This is a genomic window from Georgenia ruanii, assembly GCF_009193175.1.
In the GTDB taxonomy this organism is placed as follows: domain Bacteria; phylum Actinomycetota; class Actinomycetes; order Actinomycetales; family Actinomycetaceae; genus Georgenia; species Georgenia ruanii.
This window is the reverse complement of record NZ_VUKE01000007.1, coordinates 80,296-104,262: the sequence shown is the minus strand read 5'-3', so window position 1 is coordinate 104,262 and position 23,967 is coordinate 80,296. Positions and strand designations below refer to the sequence as shown.

Annotated in this window: 19 protein-coding genes and 1 pseudogene; 11 read left to right on the top strand and 9 right to left on the bottom strand. The window is 75.0% G+C overall.

What is annotated here, in order from left to right; translation table 11 throughout:
- Window position 1: 1 nt before the first annotated feature.
- A pseudogene (locus GD880_RS20695) lies at window positions 2–139 on the top strand (DUF5701 family protein); the annotation flags it as partial.
- A gap of 129 nt (window positions 140–268) precedes the next feature.
- On the top strand, window positions 269–1,192 hold the full coding sequence (locus GD880_RS08970) for an LLM class flavin-dependent oxidoreductase (protein WP_152231277.1): 924 nt from the start codon (window positions 269–271) through the stop codon (window positions 1,190–1,192).
- 16 nt (window positions 1,193–1,208) lie between these two features.
- On the opposite strand, the gene GD880_RS08965 is transcribed toward GD880_RS08970, so the two are convergent.
- The 6 genes from GD880_RS08965 to GD880_RS08940 form a co-directional block, all read right to left on the bottom strand.
- Window positions 1,209–3,140, bottom strand: coding sequence for an HNH endonuclease signature motif containing protein (locus tag GD880_RS08965; protein ID WP_152231276.1), 1,932 nt, complete (start codon window positions 3,138–3,140; stop codon window positions 1,209–1,211).
- A gap of 107 nt (window positions 3,141–3,247) precedes the next feature.
- On the bottom strand, window positions 3,248–4,162 hold the full coding sequence (locus GD880_RS08960) for a chitosanase (RefSeq protein ID WP_152231275.1): 915 nt from the start codon (window positions 4,160–4,162) through the stop codon (window positions 3,248–3,250).
- Between the two features lie 110 nt (window positions 4,163–4,272).
- Window positions 4,273–4,749 carry a methyltransferase family protein gene (locus GD880_RS08955; protein ID WP_152231274.1) on the bottom strand — a complete coding sequence of 159 codons (477 nt, stop codon included), beginning with the start codon at window positions 4,747–4,749 and terminating at the stop codon, window positions 4,273–4,275.
- A gap of 11 nt (window positions 4,750–4,760) precedes the next feature.
- A complete protein-coding gene (gene arfB / locus GD880_RS08950) occupies window positions 4,761–5,189 on the bottom strand; it encodes an alternative ribosome rescue aminoacyl-tRNA hydrolase ArfB (protein WP_152231273.1) in 429 nt (142 codons plus the stop codon).
- A gap of 3 nt (window positions 5,190–5,192) precedes the next feature.
- Window positions 5,193–5,690, bottom strand: coding sequence for a DUF6328 family protein (locus tag GD880_RS08945; RefSeq protein WP_152231272.1), 498 nt, complete (start codon window positions 5,688–5,690; stop codon window positions 5,193–5,195).
- 95 nt (window positions 5,691–5,785) lie between these two features.
- Entirely contained in the window at window positions 5,786–6,670 is an 885-nt protein-coding gene (locus tag GD880_RS08940; RefSeq protein ID WP_152231271.1) for a universal stress protein, read from the bottom strand.
- A gap of 155 nt (window positions 6,671–6,825) precedes the next feature.
- Between GD880_RS08940 and pepN the strand changes: the two genes are divergently transcribed.
- From pepN to GD880_RS08920, 4 genes are all read left to right on the top strand, one after another.
- The gene (gene pepN, locus GD880_RS08935) at window positions 6,826–9,465 is read left to right on the top strand and encodes an aminopeptidase N (RefSeq protein ID WP_152231270.1); all 2,640 of its coding nucleotides are present in this window, start codon (window positions 6,826–6,828) and stop codon (window positions 9,463–9,465) included.
- A gap of 1,257 nt (window positions 9,466–10,722) precedes the next feature.
- Window positions 10,723–13,017, top strand: a complete 2,295-nt coding sequence (locus GD880_RS08930; RefSeq protein WP_226909501.1) for a bifunctional polysaccharide deacetylase/glycosyltransferase family 2 protein — start codon at window positions 10,723–10,725, stop codon at window positions 13,015–13,017.
- Between the two features lie 129 nt (window positions 13,018–13,146).
- Window positions 13,147–14,322, top strand: coding sequence for an acyltransferase family protein (locus tag GD880_RS08925; RefSeq protein ID WP_226909500.1), 1,176 nt, complete (start codon window positions 13,147–13,149; stop codon window positions 14,320–14,322).
- Between the two features lie 129 nt (window positions 14,323–14,451).
- A complete protein-coding gene (locus tag GD880_RS08920; RefSeq protein WP_152231267.1) occupies window positions 14,452–15,615 on the top strand; it encodes a glucose-1-phosphate adenylyltransferase family protein in 1,164 nt (387 codons plus the stop codon).
- Window positions 15,616–15,623: 8 nt separating this feature from the next.
- On the opposite strand, the gene GD880_RS08915 is transcribed toward GD880_RS08920, so the two are convergent.
- Complete coding sequence (locus GD880_RS08915; protein WP_152231266.1) at window positions 15,624–17,699, bottom strand: elongation factor G; 2,076 nt, start codon at window positions 17,697–17,699, stop codon at window positions 15,624–15,626.
- Between the two features lie 292 nt (window positions 17,700–17,991).
- Between GD880_RS08915 and GD880_RS08910 the strand changes: the two genes are divergently transcribed.
- Window positions 17,992–18,750, top strand: coding sequence for a ribonuclease H family protein (locus GD880_RS08910; protein ID WP_226909499.1), 759 nt, complete (start codon window positions 17,992–17,994; stop codon window positions 18,748–18,750).
- Between the two features lie 197 nt (window positions 18,751–18,947).
- Here the strand turns inward: GD880_RS08910 and GD880_RS08905 are convergent, their stop codons facing one another.
- The gene (locus GD880_RS08905; RefSeq protein ID WP_152231343.1) at window positions 18,948–19,937 is read right to left on the bottom strand and encodes an LLM class F420-dependent oxidoreductase; all 990 of its coding nucleotides are present in this window, start codon (window positions 19,935–19,937) and stop codon (window positions 18,948–18,950) included.
- Window positions 19,938–19,957: 20 nt separating this feature from the next.
- The gene (locus GD880_RS08900) at window positions 19,958–20,557 is read right to left on the bottom strand and encodes a DUF4126 domain-containing protein (RefSeq protein WP_152231265.1); all 600 of its coding nucleotides are present in this window, start codon (window positions 20,555–20,557) and stop codon (window positions 19,958–19,960) included.
- A gap of 87 nt (window positions 20,558–20,644) precedes the next feature.
- Here GD880_RS08900 and GD880_RS08895 point away from each other — a divergent pair, with 87 nt between their 5' ends.
- The 4 genes from GD880_RS08895 (at window position 20,645) to GD880_RS08880 (ending at window position 23,908) form a co-directional block, all read left to right on the top strand.
- The gene (locus GD880_RS08895) at window positions 20,645–21,259 is read left to right on the top strand and encodes a CDP-alcohol phosphatidyltransferase family protein (RefSeq protein WP_226909498.1); all 615 of its coding nucleotides are present in this window, start codon (window positions 20,645–20,647) and stop codon (window positions 21,257–21,259) included.
- Window positions 21,256–22,302, top strand: a complete 1,047-nt coding sequence (locus GD880_RS08890) for a DUF881 domain-containing protein (RefSeq protein WP_152231264.1) — start codon at window positions 21,256–21,258, stop codon at window positions 22,300–22,302. The genes GD880_RS08895 and GD880_RS08890 overlap by 4 nt, the downstream gene beginning before the upstream one ends.
- Window positions 22,302–22,634, top strand: coding sequence for a small basic family protein (locus GD880_RS08885; RefSeq protein WP_152231263.1), 333 nt, complete (start codon window positions 22,302–22,304; stop codon window positions 22,632–22,634). Before GD880_RS08890 ends, GD880_RS08885 begins: the two co-directional genes overlap by 1 nt.
- Window positions 22,635–23,242: 608 nt before the next feature.
- A complete protein-coding gene (locus GD880_RS08880; protein WP_152231262.1) occupies window positions 23,243–23,908 on the top strand; it encodes a DUF881 domain-containing protein in 666 nt (221 codons plus the stop codon).
- Window positions 23,909–23,967 lie beyond the last annotated feature (59 nt).

The following is a 23,967-nucleotide window of genomic DNA, read 5'->3' as shown; positions in this document are numbered from 1 at the left end:
CCGGGGTCGGTCGAACCAGCGGGTGCCCGCCATCTGGATCAGCCGGCGCCGTCCGAAGCTGGGCTGGTGCTGGGAGCGGAATCCGCACACCTGGCTCGGCACGGCCTCTGCGCTCAGGCGGGTGGGCCTCGAAGGCTGACACCGAAGCACCGGGTTCGGGGGCGAGGGCGGCCTCGCACCCGGCAATTCCCCGGAGCGGGCGCTCGGCCACCGTCCGCCCTCGGCGGAAGCGGTGTCGCGGACGCGAGCACTCCACGACGCTGTGCCCATGGTCTCGATCAGCGTCCAGGCGCTCCCCAAGGACGCCACCTCCTGGCTCGACCTGGCCCGCCAGGTCGAGTCCCGCGGTTTCGACGCCCTGTCGGCGGCGGACCACCCGGGCTCCGTCGCGGCGCCGTTCGTAGCGCTCGCCGCGGCGGGGGCCGTGACCTCACGCATCGGGCTGGGTTCCTACGTCACCAACGGCGGGGTGCGCGAGCCGCTCCACATCGCGACCGACGTGGCGACCCTCGACGTCGTCTCCGGTGGTCGGGCCCGCCTCGGGCTCGGCGCCGGCCATACGTGGGCGGAGTGGCGGGCCGTCGGCCGGGAACGCCCGGGGGTCGCGGGGCGCGTGGAGCGCGCCATGGCGGTGGTCCGCGCGGTGCAGGCCCTGCTGGCCGGTGAGGAGGTCACCGTCGACACCTCGCACCTGGCCGTCCGGCGGGCCCGGCTCGAGGCGCCCCGACCGGTGCAGGATCGCGTCCCGCTGACGATCGGCACGTCGAACTCTCGCCTGCTGAGGTTCGCCGGGAAGCATGCGGACGTCGTCGGGCTCAGCGGGCTGGGACGCACGCTGCCGGACGGCCACATGCACGAGGTGCGGTGGACCGCCGACGTCGTGGACGAGCAGGTCGCGCTGGTCGCCGGGGGCGCGGTGGGGCGCTCCGAGCAGCCGGTGCTGGAGGCGCTCGTGCAGCAGGTGACCGTGACCGACGATGCCGAGGGCGCCGCCGCCGAGATGGCCGGCCACGCGGGCGTGAGCGTGCGTGAGCTGCTCACCGTGCCCTACGTGCTGGTGGGCACCGCGGACGAGATCGTGGACGCCGTCGCCGCGCACCACCGGCGCTGGGGCATCACCCGGTACGTCGTCCGTGCCGGCGCGATGGAGGCGATGACGCCGCTGCTGCCGCGGCTGGCCGAGATCGGCTGAGCCGGGTGCCGGGCGGCTAGAACGGCGGGGGATCGTCCTCCGGATCGTCTCCGGGGGGAGGGCCAGTCGCGGTGACCGCACCCGCTGGTGTGGGCGGCGCCCGGGTGTAGGTGTGGCCGCTGGGCGCGGTCCAGTGGATCGCGCCGGTCGTCTCGTCGCGGGCCGCCGACCAGAACTTTGTCGTCTTGAGGTTGTGGTGGCGTCGGCACAGCGCCTGGAGGCGGATCTTGGTGGTCTGCTCGAGCTGTTCCGCCACCGCCGGGTCGTACGAGGCGATGTGGTCGAGGTCGGCCTTCCACGCCGGCTGCCGGCAGCCCGGGAACGTGCAGGTGACGTCCCGGGCGATGACCTGACGCGAGAGGTCCGCCCCCGGCCGGTAGCGGGTGGTGCCGAGCGCCGTGAAGCAGCCCGTCGCATCGGTGAACAACCCGTGCCAGGTGCCGTCGGCGGCGATCTCTCGGGCGAGTTCCGCCGGGATGGGGCCGTAGCCACCGAGCTCGGCCGGGGCGTCGGACAGGCCGAGCAGCGTGCCGGCGGGGATGGTCACCTGGATGTGGGGCTTGTTGCCGTGGAAGGTCGGCAGCTCGGCCCCGGTCAGGTCGACTCCGCGACGCAAGATGGTGGTGAACACATCGGTGAAGACGTCGGCGCGGCGCTGGTCGATGTTCCGGCGGTCGACGCCGGTGGGGCCCTTGGCGGCGGCCGCGAGGGCGTCGAGGCATACCCGGGTGGCCTCGGCGTCGTCGGCGCGGATCAAGGCCGAGACCCAGGCCATGGCGTCGCCGGCGGGCTCGACGAGGACGTGGCGGTCGGCGAAGGCCTTCTCCCGGCGCTTGCGGCCGGCGTCGGCGCCCGCCGTGACGGCGGCGGTGCGCAGATGCGCCCGGAGCTGGGGCCCGGTGAGGTCCTCCACCAGCGGCAGCTTCACGGAAACGGTGTCCGGGACCTCGGCGGCCGCACCCGCCCCGGTTTGGGTGGCGGCACCGGCGGCGTCTGCTGCGACGGTGTCAGTGGCGGCACCGGCGGCGTCCGGTGCGGCGGCGTCAGCGGTCGCGTCGGCGGCGTCCGTCCCGGCGGCGACGGTGTCAGGGGCCGCGTCGGTGGCGTCCGGTGCGGCGTCGACGGTCGGGCTGGCGGCAGAGGTCAGGGATCCGCCGCCGGTCGCCGTCGGGTCCGGTGCGGCCGAGGGCTGGGGTGCGAGCAGGTCGGCCACGACGCGGCGCTGCTCGGGCAGGGTGAGGCCCGGCTCCCGGGCCATGAGGATCTCCGCCTTGCGCCGGTCGAGACGTCCGGCGGTCAGCGCATCGGCGATCTCGGGGAAGTTGTCCAGGCCGAAGGCGAAGTTCAGCTTCGCCTCCCCGGCGTACTGGGTGAGGCCGAGGCGGGCGGCGATCTCCGCGGCGGTGGAGGTCGCCCCGGCCGTGGAGCTCCCGCGCCGGTTGGCCAGCTCCATTACGGCCCGGGCCTGCTGGGACAGCGCCCAGGAGGCCATGCGCTCCCACCCGGCGACGGCCTCGACGACCGTGGCGTCGTCGGCCCGGTCCAGGGCGGTGCCGGCCAGCCGCCGTGCCAGGGCCGGGGAGGGAGCCTGCCGCTCGAGGAAGGTCGCCGAGGGGGAGGTCAGCCCGTACCGCGAGACCCCGAACCGTTCGACGTCGGAGTCCTGCGGACCGGGGCCGTCCCCGGCGCGTGAGGCGTCGAGGAGCTCCTCCACCGTACGGCCCGGCTGGTCGGCGTAGCTGGCCCGGGCCGCCTGGGCGTACTGGTCGAACCAGGGGACCGAGCCCTCCAGCTTCGCCATCTCCAGGGCGACCTCGGCGGCCACCGTGCCCCACGAGCTCAGCGGCACCGACACATGGAGGCCCACGCGCCCCTCGGCCTCGACGACCGACACCGAGGGCACCGGCACGCCCGGCCCGCCCTCGGCGAATGCGTCGTCATCGACCATGACAAGACGCTATCGGGCCCCACCGACATCGCTCGGTCCACCCGCGCGAGGTGGGGACGGACGCCGCGCCATGGCAGGGGCCGACCGGCGTTCAGCCCTCGGCCGACTCAGTCCTCCGGCAGCCGGAAGGTGGTCCCGTAGACGTCCCACTCCATGGGCAGGTTCATCGCCAGGTTGCCCGAGTCGAGCAGCGACCGGAGGGCGTCGATGCGCGACTGCGAGGAGGCGTCCGCGTCGGTCTCCGCGTCCTGGTAGGCGTGATCGAGGTGGTGCAGGCGTGCGTCGAGGAAGGCGTCGAGCCAGGCGGCCTCGTCGTCGTCGACCGGGCCGACGTCGTCGAGGGTGTCCCGGATGATCGCCTGCGTGCCGTTGGCCCCGCCGGAGCCGTGCTGGATCATCGTGTCCCACAAGATCGCCTGGCCGAGCGGCGTGCGGATGCCCAGCTCGTCGGCCATCTGCATCGCCGGCCGGAAGTAGAGCTCGTCGACGACCTCGTCCTGCAGCCTGCGCTGGGCGGGATCCTTCGCGGCCTGCCCCCAGGCCGCGGCGAAGCCGTCCAGGCCCGCCATGGAGTCGCTGCCGTCGACCTCCTCCAGCGCCGGGATGTACTTGGCGAGCACGTTGCCGGGCTTGAGGTCCGCGTACCGCCGCACCACGAGCAGCAGGTCGCCGGTGCCGGAGGTGAACCCGGCACGCCCGGCGGTGATGCCGCGGCCGTCGCCGATGTTCTCCGCGAAGCCGTACTGCAGGTCCAGCGTGGAGTTCTCGAACGTCGACGTGATCTGCGCGGCGCGTGCCTTGCGCGCCGCGTCCACCGTGAGCGACAGGGACGGGTCGCGGGGATCGACGGACGCGCCCGCCGGCGGCTCCGACGGGGAGCCGGCCCCGGACTCGCGCTCTGCCCGGTACCCCAGCAGGAGCGCCACGCCGCCGCCCGCCACGAGCAGTGCCGCGATGACGACGACGACGAGGTGAGCGCGCGACGGCCGGTCGTGCCGGGACAACCGCGGTGCGCGATCCATCGGGGCTCCTTCGCGTGTCACCCCATCATGCGGCACCGCTGACGCCCATGCGCAGCGGACGGGCTGCCGCCGTCGGCGGGCCTCCACGGTCGATGCGGGCAGCTCATGCCTCACGGCCGCCCTCGTGCCTCACGGTCGCCCCCACGCCGGCGCGGCACCAGGCGTGGCGTCGCCGCCGCGTAGGCGCGGTACCGGGCACCGAAGCGCCGTTCCAGCGCCACCTCCTCGAGCCGGGTCTTGCGCGCCAGCACCCCGGCGAGCACCGCCGCGCACACCAGCGGAACGGCGCGACGGCGGAGCACGGCGACCCCCAGCGTGGCCGCCGCCAGGCCGGTGTAGATCGGGTTGCGGGTGAGCGCGTAGGCGCCGGTGGTCACCAGCACGGCGGCCGGCGGCGGCGCGACCCGCGGGCTGAGGTGCCGGCCGTGCGGCAGGGCCCCGGCGACGGCGAGACCACCCCCGGCCAGCACCAGCGCCCCCGCGGCCGCCCGCGCCGCGGTCGGGAGCGCCCACCGCGGCCCGCCCGGCCACGCCACGCCGCCGAGGGCGACCATCTGGGCGACGACGAGGCCGTCGGAGCGGTCCATGCCCGGGCCTGTCAGTCCGCGGGACGGCGGCGGAGCTGCTTGACCTGGCTGCGCCGCTGCTTGGCCTCCGCCCGCCGCCGCACCGCCGAGCGTGAGGGGCGCGTGGCCCGCCGCGGCCGCGGGGGCGGGGCGAGCGCCTCGCGCAACAGCGCGACGAGGCGGTCGACGGCGGCGCGGCGGTTCTGCAGCTGGGACCGCTGCTCGGCGGCGACCACGGTGAGCACGCCCTCGGTGAGGCGGCCGGCCAGCGCGTGCAGCACGCGTGCGCGCTGCTCGGGGCTCAGCGCCGCCGTCGTTGCGAGGTCCAGGCTCAGCTCGACGCGCGAATCGGTGGTGTTCACGCCCTGCCCACCCGGGCCGCCGGCGCGCGAGAAGCGCCAGCGCAGCTCGCGCGGGTCGAGCGTGACGGAGGCGGTGACGCGCAGGTGGTGATCGGTCACGGCTCAGTCCTGCAGGCGGCGCCGGCCGGCCAGGAGGGGCACCACCGCCCAGCCGAGGACGATGAGCAGCAAGATGGCGCCGGCGGCGATCAGCGCGCCGTCCCGGCCCAGCACGACGTCGAAGATGAGCAGCACCGTGCCGGTGACGACCAGGGCGAGGCAGGCGAGCCCGCCGAGCGCCGCCCGGTGCCCGGCCCGGACCAGCTCGGGCTTGAGCCGACGCTGGAAGAGGAGGCGGTGGGCGCTCACCGGGCTGACCACGAGCACGGTGGTCGCCGCCGCGAGGATGACGAGCGCGAGGTAGATCGTCAGCTGGGCGTCGTCGAGTCGGGAGAAGCTTTGCTGGAACGGCAGCGTGAGCAGGAAGCCGGTGAGGATCTGCGCGCCGGTCTGCGTCACGCGGAGCTCCTGGAGCAGCTCGCTCCAGTTCCGGTCCGAACGCTCCTCCGGGGTCTCGTTGCGACCTTGCGTCGATGCGCTGGAACTCTGCTGCGCAGCCACATCGCCTCCCAGATCCAGTCCGCTCCCGCCGGTGCAGTCAGGATAGGGGGCCGGGGCGGGCGGCACCGGACGTGGCGGCGTGCCCGTCGCTTCCCTCAGCCGTGCCCGCCGCCGCGCGGACGGACGACGGCGACCACGGGCGCCTCGTGCAGCACGCCCCGAGCGACCGAGCCGAGCCGCACGCCCGCCAGCCCGCGGCGCCCGCGGGCGCCGACCACGAGGAGGCTCGCCGTGGGCGCCTCGGCGGCGAGGACCTCCGCGGGCCGTCCGGTCACGGTGCGCACCTCCACCGGCACGCCCGGGTGCCGCGCGGCCCACTGGTCGCCGAGCGCGGCGACGAGCTGCTGCGTGCGCTCGGCCTCCCGGTCGAAGACCTGCTGGACGCGCGGGTCGGCGAACTCCGGCCGCACCGCCTCGTGCGCGGACGCGTGCACCAGGCGGACGCCCACGCCGCGGGCGGCGGCCTGGGAGAAGGCGAACTCGAGCACCTCGGGGAAGTCCTGCTCGGGGTCCACGCCGGCCACCACCGGCCCGTCGATCTTCTGCGCGCCCTCGCGGACGATCACCACCGGCCCGTGCGCGTGCGCCGCCACCTTCTGCGAGACCGACCCCAGGAGCCGGCTCGCGATGGGCCCGAGCCCGCGCGCGCCCATGACCACCACGGACGCCCGCTCGGAGGCGTCGACCAGCGCCACCGCCGGCTCCTCGAGCAGCACCTCGGTGGTCACCGCCAGGTCGGGGTGCGCCGCGAGCACCTCGGCCCGCGCCGTGCCGGTGATCTTCTCCCCGGCCTCGACGACGTCGCCGGCCGGCATGAGCTCGTACGCGCGCGCCGAGGTGATCCACGGGAAGGCGTAGAGGACGTGCACCGGCGCGTCCCGGCGGGCCGCCTCGTTGCCCGCCCACACCAGCGCCCGCTCCGCCTTGCCGGTGCCGTCGACGCCGACCACCACCGCGCCGTCGGGAACCGTCGGGGGCATGGGCCACCTCCTCCGTGCCGGACGTCGCGCCCCGGCCTGGCACCGCGTCCGTGGCCCAGCCTGGCACCCTCCCGTCCCGGCCGCACCGACTTCCGCGCCACGCCCCGCCCGGGCCCGGCTGGTGACCCGGCACCGGCAGGTGGTTGAGTGCGGAGGTGAGCACGACGGCGAACCTGACCCGGACCGAGGCGCGCGAGCGCTCGGCCCACCTGCACCTGAGCGAGTACCGGGTCCGGCTGGACCTCACCGGCGCCACCGATCCCGCCCGCGCGACGTTCCCCTCCACCACCCGGGTGCGGTTCACCGCCACGACGCCGACCACGTTCCTCGACTTCCTCGGTGAGGTGAGCGCCGTCGTCGTCAACGACCGCCCGGTCGACGCCGCCAGCGTGTACGACGGCGCCCGGGTGCGCCTGGACGGGCTGCGCACCGACGGGTCGGACAACGTCGTCATCGTCGAGGGGGCCGGCCACTACTCACGCACCGGGGAGGGGCTGCACCGCTTCGTCGACCCGGTGGACGAGCAGGCCTACCTCTACACCCAGTACGAGCCGGCGGACGCCCGCCGCGTCTTCGCCACGTTCGAACAGCCCGACCTCAAGGCCAGCTTCGTCTTCGAGGTGCTCGCGCCGGCCGGCTGGGAGGTGCTGTCGAACCGGGCGCCCGAGCAGGTCGCCGACGTCGCCGTGCAGGGGCCCGCCGTCCGGCGCTGGCGGTTCGCCCCCACCGAACGGATGTCCACCTACCTCACCGCCGTCGTCGCCGGCCCCTACCACCAGGCGGCGGGGGAGTGGTCGGCCGCCCTGCCCGGCGGCGAGACCCTCACCGTGCCGCTGCGGGTGTGGTGCCGCGCCTCCCTCGCCGAGCACCTCGACGCCGATCGGATCCTCGAGGTGACCCGGCAGGGGCTGGGCTTCTACCACCGCGAGTTCGCCTTCCCCTACCCGTGGGGCAAGTACGACCAGGTGTTCGTGCCCGAGTACAACCTCGGCGCCATGGAGAACCCCGGCTGCGTGACGTTCACGGAGAGCTACGTCTTCCGCTCGGCCGCCACCCGCGCGCAGTACCAGGCCCGGGCGAACACCATCCTCCACGAGATGGCCCACATGTGGTTCGGGGACCTGGTGACCCCCCGCTGGTGGGACGACCTGTGGCTCAAGGAGTCCTTCGCGGACTACATGGGTGCCCACGCCTCCGTCGCCGCCACCGAGTTCACCGACGCGTGGACCGCCTTCGCCAACCGCCGCAAGGCCTGGGCGTACACCCAGGACCAGCTGCCCACCACGCACCCGGTCGTGGCGGACATCCCCGACCTCGAGGCCGCCAAGCAGAACTTCGACGGCATCACGTACGCCAAGGGCGCGTCCGTGCTCAAGCAGCTGGTCGCCTACGTGGGCCCCGACGCCTTTTTCGCGGGCGCCCGCGCCTACTTCGCCGAGCACGCCTACGCCTCGACCACCCTGACCGACCTGCTCGCCGCGCTGGAGGCGACCTCCGGGCGCGACCTGACCGCCTGGGCCCGGCTGTGGCTGCAGACCGCCGGCACGGCCACCCTCGCCGCCCGGTGCACCGTGCAGGACGGCGAGATCGTCGAGCTCGTCGTCACCCAGGACGGCACGGACCCCGTCACCGGTGAGGAGGTGCTGCGCCCGCACCGGCTGGCCGTCGGCCTGTACCACCTGGAGGACGACGGCGACGGGCTCGCCCTGGTGCGCAGTCACCGCCTGGAGGCCGACGTCGACGGCGCCGCCACGGAGCTCACCGCGGCCGCCGGGCTGCCCGCCCCCGACCTCGTGCTCGTCAACGACGACGACCTCACCTACGCCAAGGTGCGTCTCGACCCCGCCGGGCTCGAGACGGCGCGGGCGCATCTCGGCGCCCTGCGCGACGGCCTCGCCCGCTCGCTGGTGTGGTCGGCGCTGTGGAACGCCACCCGCGACGCGCTGTTGCCGGCCGGGGAGTATGTCGACCTGGTGCTGCGGCACGGACCGGCGGAGAGCGACAGCGCCGTGCTCGCCGGGCTGACCGTCAACGCCCGGACCGCCGTCGAGGACTACGCCCCGGCCGCCGAGCGCGGCGCGCGGCGCGCGGAGCTGGCGGAGGGGGCCTGGCAGCGCCTCACCGCGGCCGAACCCGGCTCGGACGCGCAGCTGGTCTGGGCACGGGCCTTCGCGGCCGCCGCCGCGGTGGTCCCCGGCGCGGGCGGCCGGGCCCGTGGGCTGCTCGACGGCGCCGAGCGGGTCGCCGGCCTGCCGCTGGACCCCGAGCTGCGGTGGTCGCTGTGGCGGGCGCTCGCGGCCACCGGGTCGGCGAGCCGCGCGGAGCTGGACGCCGAGCTCGAGCGCGACCCCACGGCGGACGGCGTGACGCAGCACCTGGCGGCGGTCAGCAGCCTGCCCGCCGCGGCGGTCAAAGCGGCCGACTGGGACACGCTGCTGCGCCCCGGTGGCCTGACGAACGACCACGTCGACGCCACCATCGCCGGGTTCGCCCAGCCCGCGCACCGCGAGCTGACCGCGCCGTACGCCGAGCCCTACTTCGCCGCGCTGCGTCGCATCTGGACCGAGCACTCCATCGAGATCGCCAGCCGCCTGGTGCGCGGGCTCTACCCGCACCACCAGGACGCGGCCGAGGGGACGGTGGCCGAGGCGCATCCCGCGGTCCGGCGCACCACCGGGTGGCTGGAGGCGAACGAGGACGCGCCCGCGGCGCTGCGCCGCCTGGTCGTCGAGGCGCGCGACCACCTCCTGCGCTCCCTCCGCGCCCAGCTCGCCGGGGCCCGGGCGCTGCGCTGACCCCGCGTCGCCGACCGATCCTTGTGGTCCTGACGGCATGCGTGCTCGTGTGTGCCCTGTTCGCGCGCTGACTCCTCGCTGGCCGCCTGCTGACTGCTGGCTGTTCGCCCGCTGACTCCGCGCCGGTCGCGTGCTGACTGCCCGCTGACTGTCTGTGGGGCGGTGCCCGCGACGGCCGAACGCGACCGGAGGGGGCAGTAGGGGACCGGCGCCGTGCGGGCGGGCGCCAATCGCGACGTATCCCCCTCGGGCGGCCGCCGCGGCGTGCGGGAAGCCGGCGCGCCGACCGCCGCTGTCCGGTGCCGCGGGGTGACCGTGCGCGGCGGGCCGGCCGGCTCTCGTGCTCGGGCCGCGCGGCCGCCCCCTCCTGCTCCATCGGGGACCCTGCCGTCGCGCCTGGTGGTCAGGCCCAGGCTCGGCCTTGCCGGCGGCCCCGCCCCCGTGGTCGGCCCCGGGCCGGAGCCCGGGTGGGCGGCGTCCGAGAGCGCCGGCACGACGTGCTCCGATGCCACCGGCCGCGCGTCGACCCCACCTGGTTCCGCCGGCGTTTGCCCCATGCTGTCGGGCGCCCCGGCCACCCGCGTCGCCGGCGGACGCGCCCGCGTCACGCTGCGCGTCCCCGTAGTACACGCGCCACCCGGGCGGAGGTCACCCCCGCGCCGGTCCCGCCACCCGGGGGCCACCCTCCCACCCTCACCCCCGAACGCCAGCGCCGCTGCGGGCGCGTGTCCTACCGCACCGCACCGCCGCCCGCCCCCCGTTCCCCGGCGCACAGGGCTGGGACTAGGAACCGATGTGGGTCCCGGGACGCGCTCCTTACGTTCGCCTACAGGTGTGGCGGACGGTCCGCCGCTCGGCGGAGGGGCAGCCGTAATGAGCGTTGCGCAAACTCTCGGGAAGCTGGTCAGAGCACGAAGGGGCGACGCCGTCGCCGTCCCGGACGTTTTTCGTGCAGGCGTGCCGACCGACGTTGTCGGCCACGTGAACCCGGTGGAGCTGGTCCACCCGCGGCCCGGCGGTCCGGCTCACGACGACGCGAAGTTCCCGGCTCGCAGCTCCTCGGGGCGCGGCGCCGGACAGACAGCCGGCGACGAGGCCCCGGCTCCCCGGCCAGACGGCACGCCCCCGACTCCCGGGCCAGACGGGATCCCGGCTCCCCAGCGAGACGGCGCCCCCGCACGCCCCGCGGCCGGCACGGCGAGTCCGCCGGCGTCACGGCGCCGTGCCACGACCCCGCGCCACGCCGCCGGGCAGGGCGTGCCGCCGACGTCCCGGCCGATCTTCTTCGACGCCACCGGGCACCGCTGGCAGCGGGTGCGCGCCTCCGTGGGGATCCTTGTGGTGCTCCTGGGCGGACTGACCGCCTGGACGGCGCCGGGGGCCTTCGCGCCGACCTGGTGGCCCAGCGAGAACAAGGGCGTGGGGTACCCGCGCCACCTCGAGGACGAGGGCAAGCTCGACGAGCTGCCGGTCCTCAGCGCGGACGGCGGGGACGCCTTCAACCGGGTGCTCGCGGTGGACACCAGCGCGGACCCCGTCGTCCTCAAGGACCCCTTCAGCGGCGAGGTGCTCCGCGAGCTCGACGACGACGAGATCGCCGAGGTCGGCGACAACGAGTTCGTCATCGACGAGTTCGGCAAGGTCCCCGACCACCAGCTCATGCTCACCTTCGACGACGGCCCGGACGCCACCTACACCCCGGAGCTGCTCAACCTGCTCTCGCGCGAGGGCGTGCCGGCGACGTTCTTCGTGCTGGGGCAGAACGTGGTCAAGCACCAGGAGATCCTGCGCCGGATCGTGCGCGAGGGGCACATGGTCGGCAACCACACCATGCGTCACATCGACTTCGCCAAGAACTCGGACGCGCGTGACCGCGAGGAGCTGGTCGGGACGGACCGGACGCTGCGCGCCGTCGCCGGGTACGGCTCCCGGCTCTTCCGCATCCCGCGCGGGGACCCCTACGCCAACGCCACCGCGGTGCTGCAGGCGCAACAGCTCGGGTACGTCCACGTCAACTACGACCTCGACACCCTCGACTGGGACTACGGGCCGGGCGAGGAGATCCCCGTGCCCGAGCTCGACGGCGAGGGGCACGTCGTCCTCATGCACGACGCCGGCGGGGACCGGTCCGGGACCCTGGCGATGCTCGCGCAGTTCATCGACGACGCCAAGGCGCAGGGCTACACCTTCAGCACGATGGCGCCGATCCTCCCGCCGGAGTACACCCCGGCTCATGACGTGGCCCCGACGGTGGCGGACCGGGCCACCCTCGCGGCGCTGAGCGCGGTGTGGGTCGCACCGGGCTACCTGGTCGGCTGGCTGTTCTGGTTCGGCATCGTGTCGCTGACCGTGATGTCCCTGCTCTACGTGGTCCTGGCGCTGGCCAACCACCGCCGGCAGCGGCGCCGCGGGCCCAGGGCGGAGGGGCCGCTGCCGTTCGTCAGTGTGGTCCTGCCGGTCTTCAACGAGGAACCGGTGGTGGCGAAGACGCTCGCGGCGCTGCGGGCGAGCGACTATCCCGCCTTCGAGGTCATCGTCGTCAACGACGGCTCCACCGACAACACCCTGCAGGTGCTGCGCGAGGCGGCGCGGGACTGGCCCCAGCTGCGCGTGGTGGACCAGCCCAACGCCGGGAAGGCCGCGGCGAGCAACCACGGGTTCGCCCTCGCACGGGGGGAGGTCGTCGTCACGCTCGACGGCGACACCGTCTTCGAGCCGGGCACCATCCGCATGCTCGCCCAGCACTTCGTCGGTCCCGACGGCGCCGGCGTGGGCGCGGTCGCGGGCCACGTCAAGGTCGGCAACCGGCGCAACCTGCTCACCGCGTGGCAGAGCCTGGAGTACATCTCGGGCATCTGCGTGACCCGGATGGCCGAGGGACTGGTGGGCGCCATCTCCATCGTCCCCGGGGCCTGCGCGGGATGGCGCCGCGACGCCGTCCTGCGCGCGGGCGGGTACTCCCACGACACGATGGCCGAGGACGCCGACCTCACGCTGTCCATCCACCGGCTGGGCTACCAGGTGGTGCAGGAGAACGCGGCCGTCGCGTGGACCGAGGCGCCGTACACCGTGCGCGGCCTGGCGCGGCAGCGGCTGCGGTGGACCTACGGGAACATCCAGACGCTCACCAAGCACCGCGGGATGCTCCTGCGCCCCCGCTACGGCGTGCTCGGCCTGGTGACGATGCCGTACACCCTGCTGTCGGTGCTCATCCCGCTGCTGTTCGGGCCCTTCACGATCCTGGTCGCCGCGTTGAGCATCTCCAGCGGGAACTGGCAGAGCATCGCCCTCTTCGCCGCGTTCGTCACGGGCATGCACCTGCTGATCTCCGCCGTCGCGCTGTGGCTGGTGCGCGAGAAGACCTGGCACCTGGCGATCGTGCCGATCTACCGCCTCATCTACGAGCCGCTGCGCTTCTACCTGCTGTACGCCTCGCTCGTCCGCGCGCTCAAGGGCCGGGTGATGGGCTGGTACAAGCCCGAGCGGATGAACACGGTCAGCCTGCCGGTCCCCGCTCTCGCGCCGGCACGGTCGGGAGTCGCCGGTGCGTGACCGATCTGTCCCGTCCGCGACGGACGCTGCACGCGCACAATGGACGGGGCGAGCCGGCGGCCGCGGCCCCGCGTCGAGGGAGGACCACATGGTGAGTGCGGGTGCGGGCTCAGCGAGGCAGGAAGCCCGGTGACCGGCGAGCGTCGGGCACCGGCCGACGTCGGCCCCGGCGCGGCCCGGGCGACGCTGCCCGGCCCCGCCGAGGCGCCGGCGACGCCCGGTGGGGCGCCGGCGGCGGAGGGGTTGCGTGCGCCGCGGCCGCCGCGGCCGCCGCGGGACCGGTACCTGGACCTGCTGCGGGCGGTCGCGCTCTTCCGTGTGGTGACCTACCACACGTTCGGCCTCTCGTGGCTGAGCCTGGCGTTCCCGGCGCTCGGCGTGATGTTCATGATGGCGGGCTCCCTCATGGCCCGGTCCCTCGACCGTCCCGCGCTCTCGGTGGTGCGCGGGCGGGTCCGTCGGCTGCTGCCCCCGTTCTGGTTCTTCGCGCTGTGCGTCCTTCCCGCGATGGTGCTCCACGGCTGGGGCCCGCCGTCGTCGGGAGCCGCGTCGTGGTGGGGGCAGCTGCTCTTCTGGGTGGTGCCTGTGGGGGACCTCCCGCGCAACGCCTGGGGCGAGCAGCTCGTCGAGCCGCTGTGGTACATCCGTGCGTACCTGTGGTTCGTGCTGCTCTCGCCGCTGCTGCTGCGGGTCTTCCGGCGCTACCCCCTGCCGACGCTGGCGCTCTCGCTGGCGCCGGTGGTGGTGCTCACCGTCTGGCAGCCGGACGGCCCCGTCGCGGCGGTCGCCGTCGAGCTGGCGACCTTCCTCACGTGCTGGCTGCTCGGCTTCGCCCACCGGGACGGCGTCCTCGACGCCGTGCGGGGCCTGCCCATGCTCGCCGTCGCCGCGGCACTGCTGGCGCTCGGCGCCTGGTGGGCCTTCACCCATCCCGACCCGGCCGCCGGGTACGACCTCAACGAGATCCCGCTGGGCCAGGCCCTGTGGTCGGCGGGCTTCGTGCTGGTGCTGCTCCGCTTCCGCCCGACGGTCGGCTGGCTGGCCCGGGTGCGCCCGCTGGACCGGGCGGTGACGGTGCTGAACTCCCGGGCCGTGACGGTCTACCTGTGGCACGAGGTGGCCCTCGTCGTCGGCGTCCTGGTCCTCGACGTGCTGTGGAACGTCCCGGCGGTTGCCGACCACGTTCCGCTGGGGAACCAGGGGGTGCTGTTCGCGGTCGCCTGGGTGCTCATCGTCGCCGCGATCGCCCTGTTCGGGTGGGTGGAGGACCTCGCCGCGCGGCGCCGCCCGCGCCTGTGGCCCTGACCACGGCGCTCGCGGCCACCGACGGCGGCCGTGGCCCTCGTGGCGGAGGGAGGGACGGCGCGCGGTCGCCTAGCCTGGGTGCCGACCCCGCTCGCCCCTGCTGCGAGCCCACCCGTGACGGAGGTTCCCTTGGCCGCGACCCGGACGCTGCTCATCGTGCTCGCCGGCGGTGCCGGTGCGGGCCTGGAGACGCTGACGGAGGCCCGGGCCGTCCCGGCGCTGCGCTTCGCCGGCAGCCACCGGCTCATCGACTTCCCCCTGTCGAACGCCCGCAACAGCGGCCTGTCGGAGGTCTGGGTGCTCGAGCAGCACCACCCCGGGTCGCTGGCGGAGCACCTGGGCGGCGGGCGGCCCTGGGACCTCGACCGGACCCGTGGCGGCCTGCGGGTGCGCGCCCCGCAGCCGGGCGGGCGCCGCACGGGCAGCGCCGACGCGCTGTGGCGGGTCGCGGACGCCATCGAGGCCGCGCTGCCCGAGGTGGTGCTCGTCGCCGCCGCGGACGCGGTCTACCGGATGGACTACGCCGAGGTCGTCGGCCACCACCTGGGCTCCGGCGCCGAGCTCACCCTGGTCACCACCCGCCACGACGGCGACCGCTCGCGCCTGGGCGTCGTCACCGCGCGCGACGGCGTCGTCACCGACTACGCCTACCGGCCTACCGAGCCCGCCGGCGACCTCGTCACGACCGGCGTCCTCGCCTTCGACCCGCGCGCGCTTCTCGCCGGCTTGGAGCAGGCCCGGCACGACCGCGGCACCCGCGGCCTGGGCGACGTGGGCGAGCACCTGCTGCCCACCATGGTGCGGCGCGGCGTCGTGGGGGAGTACCGGCACGCCGGGTCCTGGCAGCCGATCGCCACGGTGGAGGGGTACTGGCGGGCGCACATGGACCTGCTCGCCAAGCCGCCCTTCGGCCTGGACGACCCGGCCTGGCCCATCTCCACCTGCGACCTGCGGCAGGCGGCGGTGCGGGTGCAGCCGGGCGCGGAGCTGGAGTCGGTGGTGCTGGCCCCCGGCGTCGTCGTCCAGGGCACGGTGCGGCGCAGCGTGCTCGGCCCCGGTGTGCACGTGGCCCCCGGTGCGGTGGTGGAGGACGCCGTCCTGCTCGACGACGTCCGGGTTGGCCCGGCCGCGCGGGTGAGCCGCGCCGTCGTCGACGAGGGCGCGCGCGTGCGTGGCCGCGCCGAGGTGGGCGGCGAGGCGGCGGACGACGAGGTCGCGCTGGTGGGCGCGGACGCCGTCGTCCATCCGCGCAAGCGGGTGCCCGCCGGCGGGCGGTATCCGGCGGGGGCGTAGCGCGCCCGTCAGCGCGTGGCGGGCGCCTTCGTGCCGGCGGCGAGATTCTCCGGGACCGGCTCGTAACGGTCCGGGACGGCGCGGTAGCGCCCGCGCCCGGCGGTGATGGCCCGCAGGTCGACGGCGTAGCGGCGCAGCTCGGCCATCGGCACGAGCGCCTCGATGACCTCATCGCCGTTCGTGCCGCCGCCGGTGTCGACCACCCGGCCGCGGCGGGTGGCCAGGTCGGCCAGCACGTCGCCCTGGCTGCCGCTCGGCACGGTCACGCTCACCGACCACACCGGCTCCAGCGCCACCGTCCCGGCCTGGGCGAGCGCCTGAGACAGGCCGAGGGCGGCCGCGGTGCGGAAGGCCATGTCGGAGGAGTCGACCGAGTGGTACTTGCCGTCCACGCACTCCACCACGAGGTCGGTGACGCGGTGGCCCAGCGGGCCGCCCTGCGCCATCGCGTCCTCGATGCCGCGCTCGACGGCTGGCAGGTAGTGGCGGGGGATGGCGCCGCCGACGATGGAGTCGACGAACTCCAGCCCGGTGCCGCGCGCGGCCGGGCTCACCCTGAGCTGGACCACGGCGAACTGCCCGTGCCCGCCCGACTGCTTCTTGACCTTGCCCTCGACGTCGGCCGGCCGGGCGATCGTCTCCCGGTACGGGATCCGGACGTCCTCGGTCTCGACCCGGACGCCGAACTTGCGCTCGAGCCGCTCCAGCGCCACGGCCAGGTGGGTGTCGCCCACGGCGGTGACCAGCACCTGGCCGGCCTCCTCGTCCTGGACGACGACGAGGCCCGGGTCCTCCGCGCACAGCTTGCGCAGCGCCTCGGGCAGCTTGTCGTCGTCGGACTGGGTCACCGGCCGCACCGCGCGGGTGAACCCGGCCGCCGGCGCCGGCAGGGTCGCCAGCGCCACCGGCCGTCCGGGCAGCGCGAGCAGGGACCGGGTGGGCGAGCCCGTGAGCTTGGCGACGCCGGCGAGATCGCCGGCCACCACGTCCTCGGCGGTCAGGTGCTCCTTGCCGCGCAGGTAGAACAGCCCGTGGAGCCGCTCGTCGGTGCCGGTGCTGGTGTTCGTCAGGTGCTCGTCCCCGCGCAGGCTGCCGGAGAGGACCTTGAGGAGCGAGACCTGGCCGACGAACTGGTCGGCCACCGTGCGGAAGACCTGCACGAGCGGCTCGCCGGTGGGGTCGGCCGGCACCGCGGTGTCGACGCCGTCGACGAGGACGTGCGCGGGCCGCTGCGCGGGGGAGGGGCCGAGCTCGCAGACGAAGTCGGCGAGGCGGTCGACGCCGATCCCGCTCGCCGCGGAACCGAGCAGCACCGGGAAGACCGCGGCGGCGGCCACCTCCGCGGCGAGGGTCCGCTCGACGTCCTCGGCGGAGATGGACTCGCCGGCGAGGTAGCGCTCGAGCTGGTCGTCGTCGCCGCTGACCACCTCCTCGACGAGCTCGTCGTGGCGGCGCCGCTCGTCCTCGAGCTGGTCGGCGGGCACCTCCACGTCGGCGCCGCGCCCCTCGGCGTCGTACTCCCGGGCGCGGTCGAAGAGGACGTCAGTCACCCCGCGAAAGCTCTGCTGGGTGCCCACGGGCAGCTCGAGGGGGATCACCGCCGTCCCGAAGGCGTCGCGCAGCTGGGCGAGCGTGCCCTCGAAGTCGGCGCCGGCCTTGTCCTCCTTGCTGACGAAGACCAGGCGCGGCAGGCCGAGCTCCTCGCAGCGCGCCCACGCCCGCTCGGTGCCGGCCTGGACGCCGTCGACCGCGCTGACGACGACGACCGCGAGGTCGGCGACCGACAGGGCGGCGTCGACCACCTGGGCGAAGTCGTCGTGCCCGGGGGTGTCCAGGAGGTTGAGCTTGAACCGCTCGCCGCCGGGGGTGGTCCAGTCGAGGGTGGCGACGGCGAGGGTGAGGGTGGTGCGGCGCTTGACCGACTCCGGCTCGGCGTCGAGCACGGACGTGCCGTCGTCGACCCGGCCCAGCCGGCTGGTCGCGCCCGCTCTGTGCAGCAGCACCTCCGCCAGCGAGGTCTTGCCGGACCCGGCGTGGCCGAGCAGCACGACGTTGCGGATGGCGGTGGTGGCGGCGTTGCCCATGGCTCACTCCCGAACGAGCGCGGTCCGGGTCCCGGGTGGCGGGCCCGGCTCTTCGACCGATCCTAATTCGGTGGGGGCCGCCCGGGGAGCGGGTCGGCGGTCCATGATGATCGCGCTCGGGGCGGCGTGCGGCCGGCGCGGCCGGCGGCGTGTGGGCTGCGCGGCCGGCGGCGTGTGGGGGAGCGCACGGCGGCGACGGGCGTGTCCGCCTCCGGTGGGCGCGGCGGCGTAGCAAGGTAGTCCGGGCCGCACGCGCCGGGCGCCGGGAGCGCCCACGACAAGGAGGAAGACGGTGGCAGGAAAGACCTGGTCGACCCAGACGGAGCTCGGCGCGATGTTCGCGCTGACCGCGCGGCAGGTCGGCACGCACCTGACCGCCCTGGGTCTGAAGGACGGCTCCAGCGCCACCGAGCGCGCCGTCGCTGATGGCATGGCCAAGGACGCCAAGCTCCGCGACGGCACGGTCTTCTACGTCTGGCACACCGAGCGGGTCGCCGCGCTGCTCGAGCGGCAGGGCCTCAGCCGCCAGGCGGAGCCGGCCGCGCCGGCGCGCCGGGCCCGGGCCAAGGCCGCCGCTCCCGTCGCCCCGCGGCCGACCGACGGCTACGGCAAGGTCGTCGCCACCGACGGGTCCGCGCTGGGCAACCCCGGCCCGACGGGCTGGGCGTGGGTGGACCAGACCACGGGGGAGACGGGCTCGGGCGGGCTCGCGCACGGGACGAACAACATCGGCGAGCTGCTCGCGCTGCTCGAGGCGCTGCGTCACGCCGGCCCGGCGGTCGACCTGCTCGTCCGGGCGGACTCGCAGTACGTCATCAACATCGCCACCAAGTGGGCGAAGGGCTGGAAGAGCCGCGGCTGGCGCAAGGGCGACGGCAAGGTGCCCGAGAACCTCGAGCTCGTGCAGGCCATCGACGCCGAGCTGGAGGCCCGCACCGGCCGCACGGACTTCGAGTGGGTGCGCGGCCACGCCGGCGACGAGCACAACGAGCGCGCCGACGCCCTGGCGGTCGCCGCGGCCAAGGCCGCCGCGCCGGTGGCGACGCGCTGACGCCGCCGCGCCGGTGCCGGCGCGTTGACGCCGCCGCGCCGGTGCCGACGCGCTGACGCCGCTTGCAGGAGCGCGGGTGCCGGGCATGGGCGGCAGCTCTCGCCGACGGCTGCCGTTCGCGACTCGGGCGCGTGGTCGACCGCCCGCCCGAGTCGCGAACAGCCGCCTGGTGGAACGGCAGCGCCGCAGCCGGCCGCTCACATGAGGGCGGGCATGACCTCGCGCTCGAACAGCTCGATGCTCTCGGTGTCGTACGCGGCGTCGGGGAAGTAGAAGATCCCGTAGGTCATGCCGGCCTCGCGCAGGGCCGTGAGCTTCTCGACGATCTGCTCGGGGGTGCCGTAGGCGGGCAGGTCCTTGAAGCCCCGGATCTGCCGCTCGACGTCGTCCTCGCCCATGAAGGCGCTCAGGCGGGCGCGCAGGCGCTCCAGCCGGTCGGCGACCTCCGCCTCGTCCCGCCCGATCGTGACGTTGTAGTTGGCCGAGCGGGTGATCTGGTCGAAGTCGGTGCCGACCTCCGCGCAGTGCTGGCGCAGGATCTCGCTCTTACGGGTGAAGCCGTCGAGGGTGCCGTCGAAGTTGGTGTACCGGGCGTGCTTGGCGGCGATCCGCAAGGTGACCTTCTCCCCGCCGCCGGCGACCCAGACGGGCACCCCGCCGGGCTGGAGGGGGAGCGGGCGGCAGATCGCGCCGTCGACGTCGTAGTGCTCGCCGTGGTACGTGGCCTCGCCGTCGCGCCAGGCCTGTTCGAAGATCTCCAGTCCCTCGCGCAGCCGCGCCAGCCGCTCGCCGGCCCGGGGGAATCCGTAGCCGTAGGCGCGCCACTCGTGCTCGTACCAGCCGGCGCCGATGCCCATCTCCAGGCGCCCGCCGCTGATGTGGTCCACGGTCGCGGCGACCTTCGCCAGGTACATGGGGTTGCGGTAGCTCATGCAGGTGCACATCTGGCCCAGGCGCACCCGATCCGTGCTCGCGCCCAGCGCGGCCATGAGGGACCACGCCTCGTGGGTGGCCTCCTCGGTCGCGACCGGCGTGGTGTGGAAGTGGTCGTAGACCCACACCGACTCCCACAGGTCGCCGGCGTCGGCCCGCCGGGCCAGGGACCGCATGGTGGGCCAGTGCTGGGAGTCGTCGATGCCGACGAGGTCGAGCCGCCACCCTTGCGGAAGAAAAAGTCCGAAACGCATCTTTGTCATGGGTCGCAAGCCTAGGGCGCCGCCGCGAGCCGCTCCCGCCGGCGCGTGAGCCGGCGTCGCACCGCCAGCACGAGCAGCGCGAGGACGGCCACGACCAGCGCGCCCACCGCGACCGGCAGCAGGACGGCGACGAGGACGAGCGCCACGGCGGAGACGTCCTCGACGGTCGAGACCACGGGCGCCCCGGCGCCGGCCGTGGTGGCGTTCACCGCCGGGCGTGCCAGCGCCTTCGTGCCGTGCATGGCCAGCGCGAGCAGCACCCCGAGCACCACCGGCACCCAGCGCCAGCCCTCCGTCGCCGCCGGATCGGTGACGGTCAGCGTCTGCGAGGCCGACCCCGCCGCCAGCACCAGGCCGCCGGAGGCCGGGCGCACCACCGTCTGCAGGACGTCGTTGACGCTGTCGACGACGGGCACCTTGTCCGCCACGACCTCCACGAGGAGAAGGGCGCCGAGGACCGCCAGCGCGACGTCGCTCTGCAGCCACTGCCACCCCTCGGGCAGGGCGAGCAGACCGGTGAACCGGGAGAGCAGGCCCAGGGCCAGCAGGGGCACGTAGGCGTTGAGTCCGGCGGCCATCGCCAGGCCGGACCCGGTGAGCAGCTCGAGCACCGGCTCAGCGTGCCACGCGGGTCCGCGCCGCGCGCGTCCCCCTGGACATGGCGCCCCGGGCCGGTGGCGGCTGCGTACCCTGGGGCGGTGAGCACGCAGGCAGAGGACCCGACCGCGCCGACGGCGCCGTCGGGCCGGATCTGGACGCTGCCCAACGTGATCTCCGGCACCCGGCTGCTGCTCGTGCCCGTCTTCGGTGTGCTGATCTTCACCGAGCGCGATCTCGCGGCGCTCGTCGTGCTCGTCGTCGCCGGCGTCAGCGACTGGCTCGACGGCGTCATCGCCCGCCGCTTCCACCAGACCAGCCGCCTGGGCCAGCTGCTCGACCCGGCCGCCGACCGGCTGTACATCTTCGTCACCCTGGTCGGGCTGGGCTGGCGCGACCTGGTGCCGTGGTGGCTCGTCGTCGTCATCGCCGCCCGGGAGCTGGTGCTGGCCGGCACCCTGCCGATCCTCATGCGTCACGGCTACGGCCCGCTGCCGGTGCACCTGGCCGGCAAGGCGGGCACCTTCGCGCTCATGTACGCCTTCCCGCTGCTGCTCCTCGCCAACGTGCCGGGCGTCGTCGGCACGGTGGCGTGGACGTTCGGCTGGGCCAGCGCCCTGTGGGGGGTCGGCCTGTACTGGTTCGCCGCCGTGCTGTACGTCGAGCAGGTGGTGCGCATCGTGCGGGCGGACCGCCGGGAGGCAGCCGCCCGATGAGCCCGACCGACGACGGCGCCCCCACCCCCGACGGCGCCAGCGCGCATGACGACGCGCGCCCGGGCTCCGGTGCCGGCGCGGACGACGCGCGCGGGAGCTCCGGCGCGCCGACGCCCCCGCCGGCCGCGGCGCGGCCGCGGCGGCCCGACGAGTCCATGTCCCTTCTGCGCGAGGTGCTCGACAACCCTCTCGACGCCGGGTACCGCCAGTGGGCGGAGCAGACCCGAGGCGCCCAGCCGAGCGCGCCGCTGCGCGGGTGGCAGCGCGTCGCGGTGGTGGCGGCGTGCGCCGTCATCGGTGCGGGGGCGGTGTGGTCCGCCCGGGAGCTGCGCCCGCAGGTCCAGACCGACAGCGCCCGCAGCCTGCTCGTCGAGGAGATCGGGCAGCGCCGGGCGGAGGGGGACGCGCTGAGCGCGGAGAACGCCCGGGCCCTTGCCGAGGTCGATCGGCTCCAGCGCGACGCGCTGGCCGGGGTCGACGAGGCGGTGCTCGATCGTGCCGAGGAGCTCGGGGTGGTCTCCGGCCAGACGCCGGTGCACGGGAAGGGCGTCGTCGTCGAGCTGACCGACTCGGCCGCCGCCCAGCAGGGCGAGCCGGGGACGGACGACCAGCGGGTGAAGGACGTCGACCTGCAGGTGGTGGTCAACGCCCTGTGGGCCTCCGGCGCCGAGGCGATCGCGATCAACGGGCAGCGACTGGGCATGACGAGCGCCATCCGGACGGCCGGGCAGGCGGTGCTGGTCAACCTCGAGCCGATCGTGTCCCCGTATCGCATCGAGGTCATCGGGGACCCGAACGGCCTGCAGACCAACCTGTCCCGCACGGCGGCGGCCACGCACCTCAGCGTGCTGCGCGAGACGTACGACATCAGCGTCGAGATCCGGCGGGCGGACGACCTCGAGCTCGCCGGCCGGCAGGCGCGGTCGCTGCACGCGGCGGTTCCGGTCGAGGGCCGAGCGAAAGTCGCACCGGCGAGCCCCGGTGTGCCAGGGTCTGACGGCGAGCGCGGCACCGGGCCGGCGCCGCAGGAAGAGGTGAGCTGATGCTGGCGGTCATCGGTCTCGTGATCGGAGTCGTCGCGGGGATCCTGCTCGAACCGACCGTGCCCGTGGGCCTCCAGCCCTACCTGCCCATCGCCCTCATCGCCGCGCTCGACGCCCTGTTCGGCGCCGTCCGCGCCCATCTCGACGGCGTCTTCAACGACCGGGTCTTCGTCGTCTCCTTCGTCTTCAACGTGCTCATCGCCGCGTTCATCGTCTTCCTGGGCGATCAGCTGGGCGTGGGCACGCAGCTGTCGACGGCGGTCGTGGTCGTCCTGGGCATCCGCATCTTCTCCAACGCCGCCTCCATCCGCCGGCACATCTTCCGAGCGTGAGCATGACCTCCTCCGACCAGAACGGCACCGCGCGCCGGCCGCCCTCCACCAAGAAGCCACGGGCGGGCAAGCCGTCCGCGCCAGGCAAGAAGCCGGCCGCGCCCCGGGCCGCGTCCGGGAACGCGTCGTCGGATCGGAAGAAGGCGTCTGCGGCCGATCAGAAGCCCGATCAGAAGACGGCCGAGCCCACCACGAAGCCACCCGCGACGGGCGAGGAGCTGCCCGAGGCACGCGCCGAGGCGCCCGCGGCTGAGGCGCCGGCGCGCGCGGCTGATACGGCCGCGCCCGCGGCAGAGCCCGCGGCGCCCGCGGCAGAGACCGCGGCGCCCGCGGCTGAGTCGCCCGCGCCCGCGGCGCCCACGGCCGGGACGCCCGCGCCCGCGGCAGAGACCGCGGCGCCCGTCGCCTGCGAGGACACGCCCCCGGCGCGCACCGAGGCCCGCACAGCACCCGAGGTGACGCCCGCCGCCCGTGAGGAGACGCACCCGGGGGCCGATCACGCGCCCGAATCGTCTGCCGAGGCGGCGGCGGCGGCTGGAGAGACGGCGACGCCACGGCCCGGCTGGCGGGACCTGCTCCGGCCCCGGGCGAAGGCCACCCACGTGCTCGTGGCCGTGCTCTGCGCGGCGCTGGGCTTCGGCGTCGTGACCCAGATCCGCCAGACCCACGACGACGCGCTGTCCGGCATGCGCCAGGACGACCTCGTCCGCCTCCTCGACGAGCTCACCCGCCGCAACCACGAGCTCGACCAGGAGCAGGAGCAGCTGCGCTCCGACCTCGCCGAGCTTCGCTCCAGCACCAGCTCGCGGGAGGCCGCGGCGAAGGCGGCGGCCGAGCAGGCGCGGGTGCAGGGTGTTCTCGCCGGCACCCTTCCGGTCCAGGGTTCCGGGGTGCGGGTGATGATCCAGGACCCCTCGGGGGAGGTCCGCGCCCAGAACCTCCTGAAGATCCTCGAGGAGCTGCGCAACTCCGGCGCCGAGGCGGTGGAGCTCTCCGGCCAGCGGCTGACGGCCAGCAGCTGGATGCTCGACGCCTCGGGCGCCGGCGTCGTCGTCGACGGCACCACCGTGCGACCGCCCTACGAGTGGACCGCCATCGGGGACCCCCACACGATCTCGGTCGCCCTCGACATCCCGGGCGGCGCCCTCGCCTCCGTGCGCAACGCCGGCGGGAAGGCTCAGCTGACCGAATCGGACGATCTGGAGATCACCGCCGTGCGCGAGCTCGAGGCCCCGAAGCACGCCACACCGGTGCCGTCGAAGGACGACGAGTGAGGACGCGGTGCCGTCCGCGGCGCTCAGCCCTCTAGAGTGGACACCAGCAACAGCGGGCG

Excerpts from the sequence above, each read along its gene's own strand:
- GD880_RS08970 (WP_152231277.1), top strand. The coding sequence starts at position 269 with ATGGTCTCGATCAGCGTCCAGGCGCTCCCCAAGGACGCCACCTCCTGG.
- GD880_RS08965 (WP_152231276.1), bottom strand. The coding sequence starts at position 3,140 with ATGGTCGATGACGACGCATTCGCCGAGGGCGGGCCGGGCGTGCCGGTG.
- GD880_RS08960 (WP_152231275.1), bottom strand. The coding sequence starts at position 4,162 with ATGGATCGCGCACCGCGGTTGTCCCGGCACGACCGGCCGTCGCGCGCT.
- GD880_RS08955 (WP_152231274.1), bottom strand. The coding sequence starts at position 4,749 with ATGGACCGCTCCGACGGCCTCGTCGTCGCCCAGATGGTCGCCCTCGGC.
- GD880_RS08940 (WP_152231271.1), bottom strand. The coding sequence starts at position 6,670 with ATGCCCCCGACGGTTCCCGACGGCGCGGTGGTGGTCGGCGTCGACGGC.
- GD880_RS08915 (WP_152231266.1), bottom strand. The coding sequence starts at position 17,699 with ATGGGCAACGCCGCCACCACCGCCATCCGCAACGTCGTGCTGCTCGGC.
- GD880_RS08905 (WP_152231343.1), bottom strand. The coding sequence starts at position 19,937 with ATGCGTTTCGGACTTTTTCTTCCGCAAGGGTGGCGGCTCGACCTCGTC.
- GD880_RS08890 (WP_152231264.1), top strand. The coding sequence starts at position 21,256 with ATGAGCCCGACCGACGACGGCGCCCCCACCCCCGACGGCGCCAGCGCG.
- GD880_RS08885 (WP_152231263.1), top strand. The coding sequence starts at position 22,302 with ATGCTGGCGGTCATCGGTCTCGTGATCGGAGTCGTCGCGGGGATCCTG.